The sequence below is a fragment of the Allobosea sp. WAO genome, assembly GCF_001509835.1.
GTDB lineage: Bacteria > Pseudomonadota > Alphaproteobacteria > Rhizobiales > Beijerinckiaceae > Allobosea.
This window is the reverse complement of record NZ_JXTJ01000006.1, coordinates 457,921-476,438: the sequence shown is the minus strand read 5'-3', so window position 1 is coordinate 476,438 and position 18,518 is coordinate 457,921. Positions and strand designations below refer to the sequence as shown.

Below are 18,518 nucleotides of genomic sequence, written 5' to 3'. Positions count from 1 at the left end.
CGTTGAATCAGTTCGGCAACGGCGAGCGAGAGAGCGGCCGCGGCACAGGCTGGATCTCCAGTGGCGGGGCGAGCGGCGGCGCTTCGCCGCGCGGCCGGACATAGGGATCGCCGGGAATATAGGAGGGCGGCGCCCCCTGCAGGATCATCGGCCCGGACCGGCCTTCGATCGCGGCGCGGATCGCCGCCTGCCGCGCGCGCTCGTCGGCTTCCGCCTTGCGGCGCTCCTCCTCGGCCTTGCGCGCTTCCTCCTGCCGCCTTGCGATCTCGAGCTTGCGCGCCTCCTCGGCGAGGCGTGCCTCTTCCAGCCTGCGGGCAATCTCCGCCCTGCGTGCCTCCTCGACCTGCCGCGCCTCCTCGGCACGTCGTGCCGCCTCGGCCTTGCGAGCTTCTTCGGCGAGCCGCGCCTCCTCGGCACGCCGCGCGGCCTCAGCCTTGCGGGCTTCCTCAGCGAGCCTGGCCTCCTCGGCCTTGCGCGCCTCCTCGGCCCGCTTCTCCTCGGCGAGGCGCCGCTCCTCCTCGGCCTTCAGGAACTCGGCGAGCTTGCGCTCGTTCTCGCGCATCTCGCGCTCGGCCCGCAGACGACGCGCATGCATGGCGCGCTCGCGCTGGTCCGCCTCGAAAGCCTCGACGCGCGCGATCTCCTTGGCCAGCGCCCGCGCCGCGACGACATTGGACAAAGCCGCCACATCGGTCTCGCGCCGCGGCGCCGCGATCGGACCTCGCCAGGCGACACCGACTTGCGGCAATTGCTGTGGCCAATCCTTCGGCGGCGCGGCGAGCGGGCGCAGCGCCAGGCGCAGGTCGAGGTTCATCGCCCGCCAGTCGACCGTCCCACTGGCCTCGGCACGCAGCCCCGCCCGCTCGAAGGTGACCGGCTGGACGCGCAGCACGCCACCGGCCTGGGTGAACGGCACCGTGACATCGCCGAGCGGCCAGCTCGCCTGCTCCAGCGCCGCACCGATCCGCTCCTGCAGCCGTTCCGTCTCGCTCTCGGACGCATCGTCCCCGGTCGTGGAAATGACGCGGGACAGGGCAGCGGGGTCGAACCGGGTCACCCCCGCCCCGCTGACGCTGATCGAGCCCGCGCCGCCGAGCCCGGCGATCAGCCTTGCTGGGCTTTCGCCCGAGCCGCCGGCCTCGAACCGGCCGGAGAGCTTGCCGGTGAGGGAGCCGCCGGTCAGCACCGCAAGGTCGAGCCCTTGAAGCGCGAGCTGGCCGGTGAGCTGGGCGAGCCCACCCTCGCGCCGCAGGGCGAGCCCGCCGCCGACATCGCCACCGGCATGGCGGCCGCTCAGCTTGCTGATCGAGAGACCGTCCCGCCCGGCCGAGAGCTCGAAGCCGGCCTTGTCAAGGGCGATCTGCTCGGTCAGCGCGAGCCGCTCCGTCGTGATCGCCAGCCGGATCTCCCCGAGACCGGGCGCCGGCAGGAACCGCGCCGGTGACCAGATGCTGCCCGGTGTCGGCGGCGCGACGCCGAGCGTCGCCGCCAGCAGCGGCTGCAGGGTGAGGGCCGGCAGCGCCAGTGACCCGCTGATCTGTCCTTCGGCACCTAGCGTCAGCGCGCCCCGCACGGTACGTCCGCCGCTGTTGACGACGAGATCGCCGAGCCCGGTCTCCTCGCCGCCACGAACTCGGCCGGACGCATCGATCAGGCCCTGGGGCAAGAGGCGCGCCAAGCCGTCCGGCATCACCTGGCCGGGCGCGTCGGCCTGCAGGTTCATCCGCGCGCCGTCGCCCACGCTTTCCAGCACGAGCGCCAGGCCCTGCCCAGTCAGCGAGCCGACCGGCCCGCCGGAACCGAAATCAAGCCTGAGCTCGCCAGGCCCGCCCTGCGCCGGGCGCGGCAGGCCGAAGGCGGCGAAGGCGCGGCGGCGATCATCGAGCGCAAGGCGCAATTCGCCGCCAGTCCATTCGCCAGCCGAACCGAGGCGCCCGTTGAGCCCGAGCCGGCCTGCCTGCGCCGCCCCATCGGCAACGAGATTGGTCTCGCCCGATGGCGCGCGGGCGAGCCTGAAGCTCGCGTCGAGCTCCGCGAGCCCGTCCTCGATACGCGGCAGGATCCGCCTCGCCTGCTCGGGCAGCAACGGCCCGGCGAGCGCCGCAAGCGCGGCGAAGCGCGGCGCGCGGATCCGGCCGCTGATCTCGCCGCCATCCGGCAGCAGGGCGCCCTGCCCCTCGACGCGGACGCCGCCGAAGCCCTCGACCGACAAACGGCTGAGCCGCCAGTCGCGCCCTTCCCGCGTCAAGGCGAGCCGTGCCGAGCCCGGCGCCGTCGCGCGATAGCGCACACCGCCCAGCGTCAGGTCGAGCGCGAGGTCGCGCCCGCCGGCGAGGCCGGTCAGGCTCTCGCCCGGCGGCAGATTGTTGAGGTCGAGCCCGTCGAGCCGCAGCTTCGCTTCGAGCTTGCCGGGCGTGACCGCGGCCGAGCCCTCGAGGCGCTGGCCCGAAGCGCTCTTCGCGCGCAGCCGCTCGACGGCGAGATGCTCGTCACGCCAGTGCAGCGTCGCGGCGCCTTCGAACTCGCGGAATGCGGCGAAGCTATCGGCCAGCGCCGGCTCGACGCCGAGCCGGCCCAGCGCCAGCGCCGCGCGCCGCGCATCCGGCGCCTTCAGCGAAAGCTCGCCGCGAAAGCCGTTCTCGCCGAGCTCGCCGGTCGCTTCCAATGTCGCATTGGCGATGCGCACGCCGGCGCTGCCGCCCGAAATTCCGGTCTCGCTCAGGCGGCCGCGCAGGGCAAAGCCGCTCAGGTCCTCGCCGCGCCAGGCGATCTGGTCGAGATCGAGCGTAAGATCGAGGGCGCCCGGCAGCGCCTGCAAAGCGCGCTCGAAGCCCGGGCGCTGGGCCAGCGCCTCGATCAGCGCATCGGCATCGATCCGCCGTGCGCGGAGCTGGAACCCGCCGGCGCCCGTCGCCGGCAGCAGGCGACCCTCGCCTTCGAGACGTGCCGCCCCGCCGGCGATCTCGACCGCAAGCCCGGTGAAATCAAGCTGGCGGTGCCCGCCGCTGACCGTGCCGGCAAGGCTGATCGCGCCGCCGGGCGTCAACGTGAAGGCGCCCTGGAGCGAAGGCTGCAGCCGTCCGCCAGCCAGCGGCAGGGCGAGCGCACCATCGAACGAAACCTGGTTCTGCTCGCCGGTGACGAAGACCTTGGCGCGCAGACGGCCGTCGGCCTCGGCCTCGCCGGTGGCGAGCCGCAGCGATGCCCCCGCGACCTCGCCCTCGACCCGCCAGGGCCCGCCGAGTCCGGCGGCGGCGACATCGACCGAGATCGGCGCCAGCACCTGCGCCGGCTTGTCGCCCTCGCGCCAGATGATGGCCGAACGACGGATCGCGAAGTTGTCGATCGCCGTCGCGGCCGGCAGCCCCGTGCCATGGCGTGGCGGCATCAGCACCGCTCCCTTGGCGTCGGTGACCAGGGTGAGCGCCATGCCGTCGGCTTCCGCCTCGGTCAGGCGGAAATCGCCGCGCGCCAGTGCCGACAAAGCGAGCTCGACCGTGAGGCGCTCGATGGTCGCTGCACTGCTCTCGCCATCGGCAGCGCCCAGCTTGACCCCGCGCAAGGTCAGGCGTGGCGATGGCAAAAGGCGCAGGCCGATATCGCCGGCGATGCGCGTCTCCAGCCCGAGCGCCGCGCCGATGCGCTGCTCGAAATGGCTGCGGTACTCCCGCCAGTCGACAAAGCCGGGCCCGAGCAGCGCCGCCAGCAACGCCGCCACCAACAGCCCGGCCAGGAAGGTCAGGGCCTCACGCACGCTCTTGCAACATTCTGTTCATCACGCGCGCGATCATGCACCCAAGTCGCGGCAGGATCACGACCTCCCTGACGAGATAACCCTCCTGCCGCCACCAATATTTTCACAACGTGACGATTTTACCCGGATTGAGGATGTTCTGCGGGTCGAGCGAACGCTTCAGCAGGCGCATCACCGCCAGAGCCGGCGCGCCGTGCTCGGCCTCGAGATACTTCATCTTCTTCTGGCCGACGCCATGCTCGCCGGTGCAGGTGCCGCCCATGGCGAGCGCGCGCTTGACCAGACGGTCGATGAAATCCTGGCAGACCGCGACTTCCTCGGGATTGGAGAGGTCGACCATCGGCTGGGTGTGGAAATTGCCGTCGCCGACATGGCCGACAATCGGCGCGATCAGCCCGAGCGCCTCGATGTCGCGCTTGGTCTCCTCGACGCAGTCCGCCAGCCGCGAGATCGGCACGCAGACATCGGTCGCGACGGATTCGGCACCGGGCCGGAGCGTGCGCGCCGCCCAGTAGGCGTCGTGCCTTGCCTGCCAGAGCTTCGAGCGGTCCTCGGCCTTGGTCGCCCAGTCGAACGGCCCGCCGCCGAACTCGGCGGCGATCTCGCCGAAGCGCTCGGCCTGCTCCTTCACGCCCTCCTCCGAGCCGTGGAACTCGACGAACAGCATCGTCGTCTCCGGCAGGCCGAGCTTGGAGTGCAGGTTGACGCCGCGCATCATCACGTCGTCGACGAGCTCGATCCGCGCCACCGGCAGGCCGGACTGGATGGTGACGATGGTCGCATCGCAGGCCGCCTTGACCGACGGGAACGGACAGACGCCGGCCGAGATCGCCTCGGGGATACCGTGCAGCTTCAGCGTCACCTCGGTGATGATGCCGAGCGTGCCTTCCGAGCCGACGAGCAGCCGCGTCAGGTCGTAGCCGGCCGAGGTTTTCCGGGCCCGGCTCGACGTCTTCACGATAGCGCCATCGGCCATCACCGCCGTCAGCGCGACCACATTGTCCTTCATCGTGCCATAGCGCACGGCATTGGTGCCGGAGGCGCGCGTCGCCGCCATGCCGCCGATCGAGGCGTCGGCGCCGGGATCGATCGGGAAGAACAGGCCCTGGTCGCGCAGATGCTCGTTAAGTTCCTTGCGCGTCACGCCGGCCTCGACGACGCAGTCGAGGTCTTCCGCATGCACGGCCACGACCTTCTTCATCTGGCTCATATCGATGCAGACGCCGCCATAGGGCGCGTTGACATGGCCCTCGAGCGAGGTTCCGGTGCCGAACGCGATCACCGGAACCCCATGCGCCGCACAGAGCTTCACGATGGCGGACACCTCTTCGGTGCTCTGCGGGAAGACCACTGCGTCCGGCGGCTGGTTCGGAATCCAGGTCAGGGTGTGCCCGTGCTGCTGACGAACTGCCAGACTGGTTACCAGACGGTTACCGAAGCGAGCCGCCAGTTCCTGCGTGACAGCCGCAATTGCCTCGGCCGATGGCGGCAGCTCTGCAGCAGGGACAGGGGGGGTCTGAGCCATCGCGTCGGGAGAGTGCATTGTCATAACCTGAAAGGATCGCCTAGTCTGGAATGGTTCGGCTTTCGAGCAGCCGCCATGGCGCTGTTTTCCCGCGCGCCGTGAGCAACGGCAAGTGCCAAGCTGCGAAGCCGGGCAGGTCTGTAGCGCAGGGCTCCGGGGCAGGCTCGCGATTGGTGAAGCGAGAGCAAGAGGAGGCGCCCATGCATGACGAACCCCGCACGACCGCCCTTTTCTTCGCGCCCTTTGTCTCGTCGAACATGCGCGTCGAGCCGCAATGGATCGATTACAACGGTCATCTCAACATGGCCTATTACCACGTGATGTTCGACCGGGCCGTGGACGAGCTGTTCTCGCTCATCGGCCTCAACCATGACTATGTCGAGACCCGCAACGCCTCCGTCTTCGCGGCCGAATGCCACATCCTCTACAAGCGCGAGCTGACCGAGAGCGACCAGATCCGGGTCACCGCCCAGCTCATCGCCTTCGACGAGAAGCGGCTGCATTTCTATCTCGAGATGCGCCATGCCAGCGAAGGCTGGCTGGCGGCGACCTCGGAGAACCTCTCGCTCCATGTCGACATGGCGAGCCGCAAGGTCACGCCCTTCCCGGCCGACATCCTCGCCGGGCTCGCCTTGATGAAGGCCGCACATGCCCGCATGCCGCTGCCGGCCATCGTCGGCCGAATGATCGGCATGCCGGTGAAGACCGCGATCACCGTCGAGTCGATGAGCGGCGAGCGCGAGAAAGAGACGCGCCACTAAGCCAACGACGCGGCCACGCATTCGGCACAGCGCTCCGATCGTGCCATAGTCCCGGGATTGTCGATCCTGGGCAGGTTTGCATGCCGGCTGCGGTCAACACATTCCTGATCGTGCTCGCGGCCATTTTTCCCGTGGTCAATCCACCGGGCTCGGCCCTCGTCTTCCTCGGGCTGACGCGCGGCGCAACCGCGGAAACCCGGCGCGTTCTCGCACGTCGCATCGCCGTGAACTCGCTCTTCGTCCTGATGGGCTCGTTCCTTCTCGGCTCGCTCGTCCTCCAGTTCTATGGGATCTCGATCCCCATCCTGCGCGTGGCCGGCGGTTTGATCGTCGCCGTATCCGGCTGGAAGCTGCTCAATGAAGGCAGCCAGAAGGATATCGAGACGTCCGCCGGCGAGGTCGCCCGCACGGACCTGATATCCCAGGCCTTCTACCCGCTGACCCTGCCGCTGACGACGGGCCCCGGCACCATCGCCGTCACGATCAGCATCGGGCTGTCGCGCGCGACGTTCACAGGTTCCTCCGGCGAGCTCATCTTCGTGCTGGCGAGCCTGCTGGCGATTTTCGTAATCGCGCTCAGCATCTGGTTCTGTTTCGCCTATGCGGTGCGCGTGCAGAAGCTGCTCGGGAAAGGCGGCACGGAAATCGCCGTCCGGCTCTCCGCCTTCATCCTGTTCTGCCTCGGCGTCCAGATCCTCTGGTCGGGACTGAGCGAATTGCTGACGTCGACGTTCGCGCCCCGGTAAGGCAGCCGAAGGGAAAGCCGCGGCCCAGCCACGCCAATACCGCGAACAGCATCCGTGGGCGCCTCAGTCGTCGTGATCCGGGATCTTCAGGATATGGCCGCAGGCCTTGCAGTGGACGGCGTCGGGCTCGTGACGCTGGAGCGCGCATTGCGGGCACGGAAAGGTCACCTTCTGCGGCCGGAACACCGCCTGCGCCAGCCGGACGAACAGCGAGATGCCGACGATCATCACCACGATCGAGGTCAGCTTGCCGCCGATACCGGGCAGCGTGATGTCGCCGAAGCCGGTCGTCGTCACCGTCGCGACCGTGAAATAGAGCGCCTCGACATAACCATCGATGCCCGGCCGGCCCATGAAGAAGAAGGTGTAGACGAAGCCGGTGACCACGAAGAGGAAGGTGATGAGGTTGATCAGCGCCCGCGCGACATCCTCCCATTCGCGATAGCGCGTCTCGCGCAACTGCCCCCAGAGCAGGTTGCGCTGCGACAGCGACCAGAGCCGCAGGATGCGCAGGAAGCCGAAATTCTCCAGCCATTGCGGAGCCAGCAGCGTCGCCAGGATGAACAGGTCGAGCAGCATGCTCGGCTGGCGCAACAGCCTCGGCACGTTGGAGGAGGCCAGCATCCGCGCCACGATCTCGATCAGCACGATGGTGGCTACGGCGTAGTCGAGCCAGAGAAAGGCCGGCCGATCGCGCAGCAGCGGCGTCGCGATGAAGAAGCCGATGATCAGGAGATCGACGATCAGCGTCGCGAACTGGAAGCGCAACGCCGCCGGGGTGCGGCCGTGATAGAGCTGGCGCAGACGATCGCAGGTGCGCTCGAAACGCTCCGACGGCCCAGCCTGATCCTGCGTTTCGCTCATCCGGATGGCGTATCAGGCCAAAGGCGGCGCCGTCCAGATGGCTCAGCCGCGCCGAGTCGCGAGCCCTTGCACGGCATAGCCGCCATAGAGCCGCCGCGTGCCGCCGCTCGCCGCATTCTCGGTGCAGAGCCGCTCGAGCTCGGCGCCGAGCTCCGGTCGGGGCGTGACATGGAACAGCGCCAGCCAGCGGTTCAGCACCACCTTGAACGGGCCCGGCAGATGCGCCTGATCGCCGAAGTCGACGATATGGAGCGAGCCGCCCGGCGCCAGCGTCGACAACGCCTGCGCCAGCACCGCGCGCCAGGGCGGGATCATCGACAGGGCATAGGAGATCACGACCCTGTCGAAATCGGCCCGGCCGAACAGCGCTTCCGGCTCGAAACGCGTCGCATCGGCCTGCCTCAGGGTGATGCGGCCGGAAAGCCCGGCCTTCGCCACCTGCTGGCGCGCCGTCGCGAGCATCTCCTCGGAGACGTCGAGCCCGTAGCAGCGCGCATGGGGATAGGCGTGGGCGATCCTGATCAGGTTGCGGCCAGTACCACAGCCGATCTCGAGCACGCTGCCGTCCATCGGGGGCTGGAGGCCGTCGACCAGCCCGTCGCGGCCGAGCAGGTAGAATTTCCGGGTCGCGTCGTAGATGTGCCGCTGGAAACGATACATCCGGTCCATCAACCCGGCTGCATCCTCGCTCTGCCGGGCCGCGCTCACGCCTGCGCCCCGCTTCGCGTGTAGAGATGGAAGGCGCCATAGATCGAGGAGCGGTCGCGCGCCCCGAGTTCGCGGCTGCGCGCCTCGTGATACTGCCATTGCGACAGGATCGCCTCCGGCACCCGCCCCGGCAGCAGGCGCTCGTCGGCGGCGGTACGGAAGATCACCCGCGCTCCCGGCGCGGCCGTCCGCGTGATCTGGGTCCACAGCGCCGTCAGCTCGGCATCGTTCATCCAGTCCTGCGCATCGAGCAGGACATAGCCATGGCAGCTCGCCGCCGGCTGCTGCGCGAGATAGGCCGTGACCGAGCCCTGATGGTAGCCGACCCGGCCGGCACGCGCCCGCACCGTCTCGAAATGGCGCGGCTCGAGATAGGGCGGCACCGAGGCGTCCGGCCCCAGCCCGTAGCCGCGACCGAAAGCCTGCCAGGCGAAGTAATTGGATTTCAGGTCGAAGCCGCAGGCGAGCCGCTCCAGCCGGTGGCGCAGCACACTGAGGATGCCGGCATCGCCATCGGCCGCCAGCGCCTCGTATTGCGCCGGCGGGATGCCGAGCCCGTAGAGCGAGGCTGGCTGCCGCACCAGCCAGCGCACCAGCTTCTTCTCGAAGACAGGAGCGAGATGGGCATCGAACAGGGCCCGCTGTTCCTCCATCGACTTGGCCTGCAGCATGATGCGCGGGTCGCAGCCGAGCCGCCGCCCCAGGAAATGACCGGCGCCGATGAAGCGGCCGAGCAGGCCGTGGCGATAGAAATTGCGGGCGAATGCCTCGATCCGCCGCCGCCCGATCAGGCTCCGCCCTTCCCAATAGCCGCGGCTGACCGCATCGAGCCGCGGCGCGATCGCGCGGTCATAGAGCGCGACATTCGCCTTGGACTGCGCCTCGCCGAAGAAGCGCCGGAAGGTCGGCTGGTCCTCGATCTCGGCCAGCGCCGCGAGCTTGAGATGGCCGAGCGCGATATGGGCGCCGTTGAGATCGACGGCGCTGATCCTGGCGGGGTCGGCGGTGAGATAGGACAGGATGTTGCAGGAGCCCGACGCGATCGCGACGAGATGGTCGCCCGGCTGCAGCGCCAGCGCCTCCATGTCGACGACCGGGTCCTCCCAGATCTGCGGATAGACCAGACCGGAGAAGGCGAGCGTGAACATCCGCTCCAGGAGCCCGGCGCGCGACAGCGCCTTGCTGCGATGGACCGCATTGTTGAGCCCGAGGCTGGTGTTGCGCTTGACCGCCCTGACCGTCTGCGTCACGCCTGCCTCGATGTCACCGTTGCGATGGCGAGCCGACTAGAGGAGTCGCGTGACGGTTGGGTGACGCGGGACAGCGCTGGAGAAGAGCCTGCTCGCCGCCGAACGAGAACGTGAAGCGGGCGACGCGCCGGCCCCGTGAAATCAGGAAGACAAATCCCCATATCCCGCGCCACACTCCCGATGAGACAGCGCGGAAAGGAGCCTCGCATGGGCCTGATGGACATGTTCGCCAAGACGGGAAAGCCTGAGCGCGAATTCCCCTTCCAGCTCAGCGATGCAGAATGGCGCGAGAAGCTGACGCCCGAGCAGTATTACGTGCTGCGTGGCCACGGCACCGAGCGTGCTGGCTCCTGCGCCCTGAACTTCGAGAAGCGCGCCGGCACCTTCTCCTGCGCCGGCTGCGACCAGCCGCTGTTCAAGGCCGGCAAGAAGTTCGAGAGCGGAACCGGTTGGCCGAGCTTCGACCAGCCGCTCCAGGGCGCGGTCGAGGAGAGCGAGGACTACAGCTTCGGCATGCACCGGGTCGAGGTGCACTGCGCCAATTGCGGCGGCCATCTTGGCCATGTCTTTCCCGACGGCCCGCCGCCGACCGGATTGCGCTACTGCATCAACGGCGTCGCGATGAATTTCGCGCCGGAAGCGGGTTGAACGCAGTCATCATCATGGTCGGGCTTGTCCCGACCATGACGACAAGTGCCAGCCGATAGCCCATTCTCTCGTCATCCTGTAGCTTCGCCCGAGCTGATGCCGGAGCGCCAGGATGCGGCCGCCCATCGATACCGAACTGCTCAAGACTTTCGTCACGATCGTCGAAACGCAGAGCTTCACCCGCACCGGCGACCGGCTGCACCGGACCCAGCCGGCCATCAGCATGCAGATCAGGCGGCTGGAGGAGGCGCTCGGCAAGGAGGTCTTCGATCGGACCAGGCGTCAGGTTCAGCTCACGCGGGAAGGCGAGGTCCTTCTCCACTACGCCAGGCGCATCCTCTCGCTCAGCGACGAGGCCATGAGCCGCATCGGCCAGGCCGGTTTGGCAGGAGTAGTCCGCATCGGCACCTCCGACGACTATGCCAACATCCTGCTGCCCGAGATCCTGCGCCGCTTTGCTCAGGCCCATGCCGAGATTCAGGTCGACATCGTCTGCGACAACGGCGTTGCCATCGAGCGCAGGCTGAAGGACGGGCTGATTGATCTCGCGCTCGTCGCCTGCCGCGGCATGGTCACGGAGGAGGAACTGATCCGGACGGAGGAACTGGTCTGGATCGCTGCGACTCCATCACAGGCAAAGAGCCGTCCCCTCCCTCTGGCCGTGTTTCCCGAAGGTTGCGTCTGCCGGACGACGATGATGGACGCTCTTGATGCTGCCGGGCGCGACTGGCGTGTCGGCTTCAGCAGCGACAATATCGGGGCGATTCATGTCGCGGTCCGCTCCGGCATGGGCATCAGCGCCGTCGAGCGCAGCCTCGTCCCGGCCGGAGTACGGATTCTGGATCAGGCGGAAGGCCTGCCCCGGCTCGCGTCCGTCCATCTCTGCCTCAAGCTCAACCGAAACAGCGCTTCACCGGTCCTCGATGCGCTAGCCGACGAGATCCGGGTCGGCCTCTCGCCTGCACCCCTCCGATACGAGCCGCAAGCCCATCACGTCTGAGGCACCACCTTGCGCCGCGGCTCGCGCGGCACCACCGCGATCGCGCTCAGGATGATGATTGCGAGCCCGACATAGGCCCAGCGGTCCGGTACGTCGCCGAAGACGAGCACACCGAGAATGGTCGCGGTGATCACCTCCGCATAGTTGAAGGGTGCGAGTACGCTCGCCTCTGCCCGCTCAAACGCCTTGACGATCAGGAAATGCGCGATGGCGGCGACGCAGCCGGTCGCCATCAGCTGCAGCCACTGGGTTGCGCTCGGCGACTGCCAGAGCGGGATGACCGCAATGCTCGACAGGACGCAGCCGACGAGCCCGGTCTGGTAAACCGTGACGATCGCCGGTATCCGGCTCCCGATCACCCGCGTCAGCAGCAGGAAGACGGCATAGCCCACGCCGGCCGCAAGGCCGACCAGATAAGTCCAGTGCCAGCTGTCTGCGCTAGGCCTGATCGCCAGGACGATGCCGAGGAAACCGACGGCGATCGCCAGCCATTGTGCCGGAGCGACCTTTTCCTTGAAGACGACCATGGCGAGTATCGTCAGCAGGAATGGCGCGACGAACCACAAGGTCAGGGCCGTGGTCAGCGGCATCTGGTGGATCGCGAAATAAAACAGCGCGATCGCGAGGAAGAGCGCGGCGCTCCTGGCGGTCAGTGCCCAGGAGACGGTGGGCAGGAGCAAGCGCGGGCCATATCGCCAGGCGCTATAGAGACCCGTCGCCAGGCAGTGGAAGAAGAAGCGCGCCCAGATCACCTGCAGAACCGGCAAAGACGCGGAGAGATGTTTCGCGAGCGTATCCGAGACCGGCAGGATCTGGAGCGCGATCACGAGCAGGAGAATGCCGGTCAGTTGCCGCCTGTCCATATCCGAATGCCTCGCATGACATACGGAACAGGCTCGCAGAATGGCCGGCGCGACAGAAATCCGGAGTTTGGATGCCAGGATCAAGAATGCTTATGGCACATACCCGTCATGGTCGGGCTTGTCCCGACCATCCACGTCTTCTTTCGGGTAGGGCGGTGTTCAAGACGTGGACGCTCGCCACAAGGGCGAGCGTGACGGGTGAGGCTAAGCCACCTCCGGCACCGCCCGGCGCGCCAGCGTCACCGCATCGACAGCCAGCGGCAGGTCGCCGAAATGGCCGGACCAGTGCCCGCCGAGCCGCGTCGCGACGAAGGCGTCCGCCACCGCATGCGGCGCATGCCGGATCAGCAGCGCGCCCTGCAGCATCAGCGCCAGCCGCTCGGTCAGCAGGCGCGCCTGGCCTTCATGGCGGATGAGGTCGTGCAGATCGTTGTCGAGCGTCTGCAGCGCCGCGTCATAGCGCCGGTCCTGGCCGGAGACCGCGTGCAGCTCCGCCCGCAAGGCCTGCAGCGAGCCCGGCTCGCGCTCGAGCGAACGCAGCACGTCCAAGCAGATGACGTTGCCCGAGCCCTCCCAGACCGAGTTCAGCGGCGCCTCGCGATAATGCCGCGCCATCGGGTTCTCCTCGATGAAGCCGTTGCCGCCATGGCATTCCAGCGCCTCGACCACGACGGCCGGCGTGCGCTTCGCCACCCAGTATTTCGCCAGCGGCGCACCGATCCGGGCCAGCAGCTTCTCGCTTTCCGACTGCTCCTGCCGGTCGACCGCGGCGAAGAGCCGGAAGGCGAGCCAGGCGGCCGCCTCCGCCTCGATCGCGAGATCGGCGAGGACGTTCTGCATGATCGGCTGGTCGATCAGCAGGCGCTGGAAGGCGGTGCGATGCTGGGCATGATGGCCGGCGAGCATCACCGCCTGCCGCATCAGCCCGGCCGAGGCCGCGGCGATGTCGAGCCGGGTATTGTGGTTCATCGACAGGCCGGTGCGCAGGCCCCGGCCGGGATCACCGAGCATATGGCCGATCGCGCCGCGGAACTCGACCTCGGAGGAGGCGTTCGAGCGGTTGCCGCATTTGTCCTTCAGGCGCTGGATCGCGATGCCGTTGCGCTCGCCATCCGGCCGCCAGCCCGGCACGACGAAGCAGGAGATGCCCTCTTCATTCCGCGCCAATGTCAGGAAGACGTCGGAATGCGGCACCGAGAAGAACCATTTGCTGCCGTGCAGCGAATAGGTGCCGTCGCGATTGTCATAGGCGATGGTCTGGGTCTGGCGCAGGTCCGAGCCGCCTTGCGTCTCGGTCATCGCCATGCCGACGGTCGCCCCTGTCTTGCCGGCGGCCGGCCCCTGAGTCTTGTCGTAGGTCTTCGAGGAGATCAGCGCGCCCCACTGCGCCCAGCGCGCCCGGTCCTGCTTCAGCACGGGGATGGCAGAATAGGTCATCGAGATCGGGCAGCAGATGCCGCTCTCGCAGCCATACCAGAGATATTGCAGGGCGGCCCGCGCCACCTGCGCCCCCGGCCCCGGCCGGTTCCAGGCGAGAGCATGCGTCTCCTGGCCGATGGCGCGGGCCATCAGCGCGTGCCAGGCCGGGTGGAACTCGATCTGGTCGATGCGATTGCCGAAGCGGTCATGGCTGCGCAGCTCCGGTCCGTGCCGGTTGGCGAGCCGCGCCATCTCGATCGTCTCGGCCGCGCCGACCGTCCGCCCGGCCTCGTGCAGCCGCTCATCGGCCCAGCCGGCATCGAAGGCCGCGATCGCCGCCTTCAGCACCGGATCGGCGGCATAGGCGTCGTAATCGGCCAGCGGCGGCACCTGATTGGTGACCTGGTGGGCGTGCGATGCCTGGGCCATGAGCTTCCCTTCCGATCCGCGAACCGCCCCCGTCATTAACCAGCAGACTATGCCGATGCCCTGGAATTGCGAACCTGCCCGATTGCCGCCCGAGTTCACCCGGCACTTCACCGCGCGCCGCCACTGGCGCAGCCTATGGAGAGCCTTCACGTGCTGCGACGCGTCCTGAGTACCCTTGTCATCACGCTTGGCGCCGGCTTCGGCCTTGCCGCCATTCCGGCAAAAGCCCAGCCCCAATCCGCTGCGAAGATACAACCCGGCGAAGGCCGCCCCTATGAGATCGCCGACAGCGAGGTCTGGGACGTGCCCGATCCGGTCTCGCGCCGCGGCTATCAGGTCTTCGTCGCCCTGCCGCCGTCCTATGCCAGGGAGCCGCAGCGGAAATATCCCGTGCTCTACGTCACCGATGCCGACTACGCCTTCCCGATCATCCGCCAGATCAACCGCCGCCTGAATCTCGACGGCTCCAGGATCGAGGAGTTCATCCTGGTCGGCCTGTCCTATGCCAAGGGCGAGGATGGCGCGGTCAGCCGCCGGCGCGACTACACCCCGACGCCGAACGGACCGAGTACCGCACCCTCAGGCGCGATCCATGGCCAGGGGCAGGCCTACCAGACCTATCTGCGCGATCAGGTGAAGCCGTTCATCGCCAACCGCTACCGCACCGATCCGGCCCGGACGCTCTTTCTCGGACACTCCTACGGATCGCTGCTTGGCGCACAAATCCTCTTTACCGAGCCCGGCCTGTTCAGCGGCTACGTCCTCGGCAGCCCGTCGCTCTGGTACGACAAGCGCCACACTTTGGGCCTGGAGGCGAGCTACGCCGCCAAGAACCGCGATCTGCCGGCCAAGGTCTTCCTCTATGTCGGCGAGTACGAGGCGCTGCGCAAAGGCGACCGGCGCTACAGCCAGAGCGTCGACATGGTCGCCGACAACCAAGCGCTGGAGAAGGCGCTGAAGGACCGGAAGTATCCTAACCTGAGCTTGAAGTCCGTCGTCCTCAACGACGAAGACCATCTCACCGTCGCCCCACGCGGCTTCACGCAAGGTCTGCGATATCTCCTGCCAGCACGTTGATGCAGCGGGGTTTATGATGGCCTGCTCGCCGTCGCGGAAAACCATTCCTGACGGCGAGCAATCCACGACGCCTGCCCCTATATTGACCGTGAACGAATCACGATCACGCAGCGAACCCAAGCCAGCCCCTTGTCAGACCAGTTCACCTCCGCCCCCCTGCCCCGCCCCGGTGGCCTCGCCGCGCGCGCTGCCGCGCAGCCTGCGGCCGGCTATCTGCAAGGGCTCAACCCGGAGCAGCGCCTGGCGGTCGAGGCCACAGACGGCCCCGTGCTGGTGCTCGCCGGCGCCGGCACCGGCAAGACCCGCGTCCTCACCACCCGCATCGCCCATCTGATCGCGACGGGCCGCGCCTATCCCTCGCAGATCCTCGCCGTGACCTTCACCAACAAGGCGGCGCGCGAGATGAAGGAGCGCGTCGCCCATCTCGTCGGCCCGGTCGCCGAGGGCATGCCCTGGCTCGGTACCTTCCACTCGATCTCGGCCAAGCTGCTGCGCCGCCATGCCGAGCTGGTCGACCTGCGCTCCGATTTCACCATCCTCGACACCGACGACCAGATCCGCCTGATGAAGCAGGTGATCCAGGCCGAGGGGATCGATGAGAAGCGCTGGCCTGGCCGGATGCTGGCCGGCTTCATCGACTCCTGGAAGAATCGCGGCCTCGCGCCCAAGGACGTGCCGCCGGGCGAATCCGGCGTCTTCGCCAACGGCAAGGGCGGCAAGCTCTACGCCGCCTATCAGGACCGGCTGAAGACGCTGAACGCCGTCGATTTCGGCGACCTCTTGCTGCACTGCCTGACGCTGTTCCGTGAGCATCCGGAACTGCTGGCGAGCTACCACGAGCGTTTCCGCTACATCCTCGTCGACGAGTACCAGGACACCAACGTCGCCCAGTATCTCTGGCTGCGCCTCTTGGCGCAGGGCCGACGCAACATCGCCTGCGTCGGCGACGACGACCAGTCGATCTATGGCTGGCGCGGCGCCGAGGTCGACAACATCCTGCGCTTCGAGCACGATTTCCCCGGCGCGACCGTGGTCCGCCTCGAGCGCAATTACCGCTCGACCGGCCATATCCTCGCCACCGCCGCCAAGCTGATCGCCCGCAATGAGGGCCGCCTCGGCAAGACGCTGCGCACCGAGGACGAGGCCGGCGAGAAGGTCACCATCACCGGCGCCTGGGACAGCCAGGAGGAGGCGCGGCTGATCTCCGACGAGATCGAGGCGATGCAGTCCAAGGGCGAGAACCTCGCCGAGGTCGCGATCCTGGTCCGCATCTCCGCGCAGATGCGCGAGATGGAGGAACGGCTCATCCATGTCGGCGTGCCCTATCGCGTCATTGGTGGCCCGCGCTTCTATGAGCGCGCCGAGATCCGCGACGCCATGGCGTATCTGCGCTGCGTGGTCTCGCCCACCGACGACCTCGCCTTCGAACGCATCGTCAATGTGCCCAAGCGCGGCCTCGGCGACGCCACCATCCAGATCCTGCACAACCATGCGCGCGCCACCGATTTCTCGCTGATGCAGTCGGCGCGGGCCGTGGTCGAGACCGAGGAATTGAAGCCCAAGGCCCGCACTGCCTTGCGCGAGCTGGTCGAGGCCTTCGCCCGCTGGCAAAGCAAGGCCGAGGCGATGCAGCAGGGCGAGCTCGCCGAGCTGGTTCTGGAAGAGAGCGGCTACACCGAGATGTGGCAGAAGGACCGCTCGGCCGACGCCGCCGGGCGCCTGGAAAACCTCAAGGAGCTGGTCCGCTCGCTCGACGAATTCCCCGATCTGCCATCCTTTCTCGAGCACGTCTCGCTCGTGATGGACGCCGATAGCGGCGATGGCGGCGCCCGCGTCTCGATCATGACGCTGCACGCCGCCAAGGGGCTGGAATTCGACACCGTCTTCCTGCCCGGCTGGGAGGAAGGGCTGTTCCCGAGCCAGCGCGCCCTAGACGAGAACGGCCGCGCTGGGCTGGAGGAGGAACGCCGCCTCGCCCATGTCGGCCTGACCCGGGCCCGCAAGCGCCTCAAGCTCTATTTCGCCTCGAATCGCCGCATCCACGGCCTCTGGCAGTCGAGCCTGCCCTCGCGCTTCATCGACGAACTGCCCGAGGACCATGTCGAAGTCGTCCAGGCCCCCACCGCCTACAGCCAGGGCGGCTACGGCGCCTCGCGCTTCGAGCGCATGGAGAGCTTCGGCTCCTCCTACCAGACGCCGGGCTGGCAGCGCGCCCAGGAGAACAAGGCCAAGTTCAACTCGGGCGGCGGCAGCTCCGGCTTCTCCGACGCCGGCCAGCGCGGCTTCGGTTCAGGCCGCCAGCGCGGCCCGATGCTGATCGAGGGCGAGCTGACGGCGAAGTCGACGGGAAGCTCCGCCTTCGACACCGGCGCCCGCGTCTTCCACGTCAAGTTCGGCCCCGGCTCGGTGGCGAGCGTCGATGGCAACAAGCTGACGGTCGACTTCGACAAGGCCGGCCGGAAGATGGTGCTGGACAGCTTTGTCCAGAAGGCGGGGTAGCGAGGCGCCATCCTCAACATGGGTCATCCCGGACAAGCGGCGAAGCCGCGCCGATCCGGGATCCATTCCGGAGCCTCTCCGAGTGAAGTTCCGGGATGTGTCCCGGGGCACCCTTCGGTCGCCCGGGACGGCCGCGCTCCTGCTACCGGCGGGCTGATTGTGATATTCAGCCAACAGGAGGGGACGATGCACCATAAGCGAAAACGGCCAAAGAGCGCCCGCGCCGGCTGCCTGCTCTGCAAGCCGCACAAGGCGAATGGCTGCTGCGCCGATCATAAGAACATGCGGCATGGCAATCGCCGGCGCTACGATGGCAGCCGCGACCAGTTGCGTTGCGAAGGCTTGGCCGCACGCTGATCCAGCTCGTCATACCACCCTCGTGGCGAGCATCCACGTCTTGACCACCGCGATCGACCAGCCAAGCGAAGACGTGGATGGTCGGGACAAGTCCGACCATGACGAACAAGGCGCCGTTCACGCCTCCCGGCACGAAGACAAGTCCCCTACCCCTCCTCCCGCTCCCGAAAGGCCCGACGCGCCGCCGAGACTTCGGCATGGTACGTCTCCGCCCAGGTCCAGACCCCGCAGAAGGCCGCGCTGAGTTCGCGGCCGAGTTCGGTCAGCGTGTAGTCGACATGCGGCGGGATCACCGGATGGACGGTGCGGACTACCAGCCCGTCGCGCTCCATCTCGCGCAGTGTCTTGGTCAGCATCTTCTGGCTGATGCCGCCGACGATGCGCCCGCATTCGCCAAAGCGCAGCGTGCCGTGCTCCTCCAGCGCCTCCAGCACCAGCATCGTCCATTTGTCGGCGACCTGCGCGATCACCTGTCGCACCAGCGATTCCACCGCCTTCGAGACCGGCGGGATCTCCTCGCTGCGCTTGTGCATCGTCGCCATCGCCTCGCGGATCGCATGCATGCCGACACTCTCCTTTTGGTGCGTATCGAACCTTTAGGCGCCTTCTTTCTACCAG

General features: G+C 67.8%; 14 protein-coding genes. 6 read left to right on the top strand and 8 right to left on the bottom strand.

The annotated features are described in order from the left end of the window. Nucleotides 1-7: 7 nt before the first annotated feature. Entirely contained in the window at nt 8-3,754 is a 3,747-nt protein-coding gene (locus DK26_RS11345) for an AsmA family protein (RefSeq protein WP_066471952.1), read from the bottom strand. A gap of 103 nt (nt 3,755-3,857) precedes the next feature. Then, nucleotides 3,858-5,279 (bottom strand): FAD-linked oxidase C-terminal domain-containing protein, encoded by a 1,422-nt coding sequence (locus DK26_RS11340; RefSeq protein WP_066471950.1) that lies wholly within the window; start codon nt 5,277-5,279, stop codon nt 3,858-3,860. A gap of 200 nt (nt 5,280-5,479) precedes the next feature. On the opposite strand from DK26_RS11340, the gene DK26_RS11335 reads away from it, so the two are divergent. After that, nucleotides 5,480-6,040: a thioesterase family protein gene (locus DK26_RS11335; protein WP_066471946.1), complete on the top strand. Its 561-nt coding sequence runs from the start codon at nt 5,480-5,482 to the stop codon at nt 6,038-6,040. An 80-nt stretch (nt 6,041-6,120) separates the two neighbouring features. After that, nucleotides 6,121-6,786: a MarC family protein gene (locus DK26_RS11330; RefSeq protein WP_066471943.1), complete on the top strand. Its 666-nt coding sequence runs from the start codon at nt 6,121-6,123 to the stop codon at nt 6,784-6,786. Between the two features lie 63 nt (nt 6,787-6,849). On the opposite strand, the gene DK26_RS11325 is transcribed toward DK26_RS11330, so the two are convergent. From DK26_RS11325 to DK26_RS11315, 3 genes are read right to left on the bottom strand one after another with little or no spacing between them, the layout of a single operon-like run. Continuing rightward, nucleotides 6,850-7,650, bottom strand: a complete 801-nt coding sequence (locus tag DK26_RS11325) for a potassium channel family protein (protein WP_066471940.1) — start codon at nt 7,648-7,650, stop codon at nt 6,850-6,852. A gap of 42 nt (nt 7,651-7,692) precedes the next feature. Next, nucleotides 7,693-8,310 carry a class I SAM-dependent methyltransferase gene (locus DK26_RS11320; RefSeq protein WP_083533144.1) on the bottom strand — a complete coding sequence of 206 codons (618 nt, stop codon included), beginning with the start codon at nt 8,308-8,310 and terminating at the stop codon, nt 7,693-7,695. A 44-nt stretch (nt 8,311-8,354) separates the two neighbouring features. After that, on the bottom strand, nt 8,355-9,608 hold the full coding sequence (locus DK26_RS11315) for a DUF3419 family protein (RefSeq protein ID WP_066471935.1): 1,254 nt from the start codon (nt 9,606-9,608) through the stop codon (nt 8,355-8,357). Nucleotides 9,609-9,824: 216 nt separating this feature from the next. Here DK26_RS11315 and msrB point away from each other — a divergent pair, with 216 nt between their 5' ends. Together msrB and DK26_RS11305 are read left to right on the top strand one after the other, a co-directional pair. Then, entirely contained in the window at nt 9,825-10,256 is a 432-nt protein-coding gene (gene msrB / locus DK26_RS11310; RefSeq protein WP_248309949.1) for a peptide-methionine (R)-S-oxide reductase MsrB, read from the top strand. 112 nt (nt 10,257-10,368) lie between these two features. Further along, entirely contained in the window at nt 10,369-11,256 is an 888-nt protein-coding gene (locus DK26_RS11305; protein ID WP_066471933.1) for a LysR substrate-binding domain-containing protein, read from the top strand. Here the strand turns inward: DK26_RS11305 and DK26_RS11300 are convergent. Next, complete coding sequence (locus DK26_RS11300) at nt 11,247-12,119, bottom strand: DMT family transporter (protein WP_066471930.1); 873 nt, start codon at nt 12,117-12,119, stop codon at nt 11,247-11,249. The genes DK26_RS11305 and DK26_RS11300 overlap by 10 nt on opposite strands. A 204-nt stretch (nt 12,120-12,323) precedes the next feature. Further along, entirely contained in the window at nt 12,324-13,967 is a 1,644-nt protein-coding gene (locus DK26_RS11295; protein WP_066471928.1) for an acyl-CoA dehydrogenase family protein, read from the bottom strand. 150 nt (nt 13,968-14,117) lie between these two features. Between DK26_RS11295 and DK26_RS11290 the strand changes: the two genes are divergently transcribed. Together DK26_RS11290 and DK26_RS11285 are read left to right on the top strand one after the other, a co-directional pair. Then, nucleotides 14,118-15,044 carry an alpha/beta hydrolase-fold protein gene (locus DK26_RS11290; protein WP_248309933.1) on the top strand — a complete coding sequence of 309 codons (927 nt, stop codon included), beginning with the start codon at nt 14,118-14,120 and terminating at the stop codon, nt 15,042-15,044. A gap of 156 nt (nt 15,045-15,200) precedes the next feature. Beyond that, nucleotides 15,201-17,543, top strand: a complete 2,343-nt coding sequence (locus DK26_RS11285; RefSeq protein WP_248309948.1) for a UvrD-helicase domain-containing protein — start codon at nt 15,201-15,203, stop codon at nt 17,541-17,543. A gap of 503 nt (nt 17,544-18,046) precedes the next feature. On the opposite strand, the gene DK26_RS11280 is transcribed toward DK26_RS11285, so the two are convergent. After that, on the bottom strand, nt 18,047-18,442 hold the full coding sequence (locus tag DK26_RS11280; RefSeq protein WP_066472624.1) for a helix-turn-helix domain-containing protein: 396 nt from the start codon (nt 18,440-18,442) through the stop codon (nt 18,047-18,049). Nucleotides 18,443-18,518 lie beyond the last annotated feature (76 nt).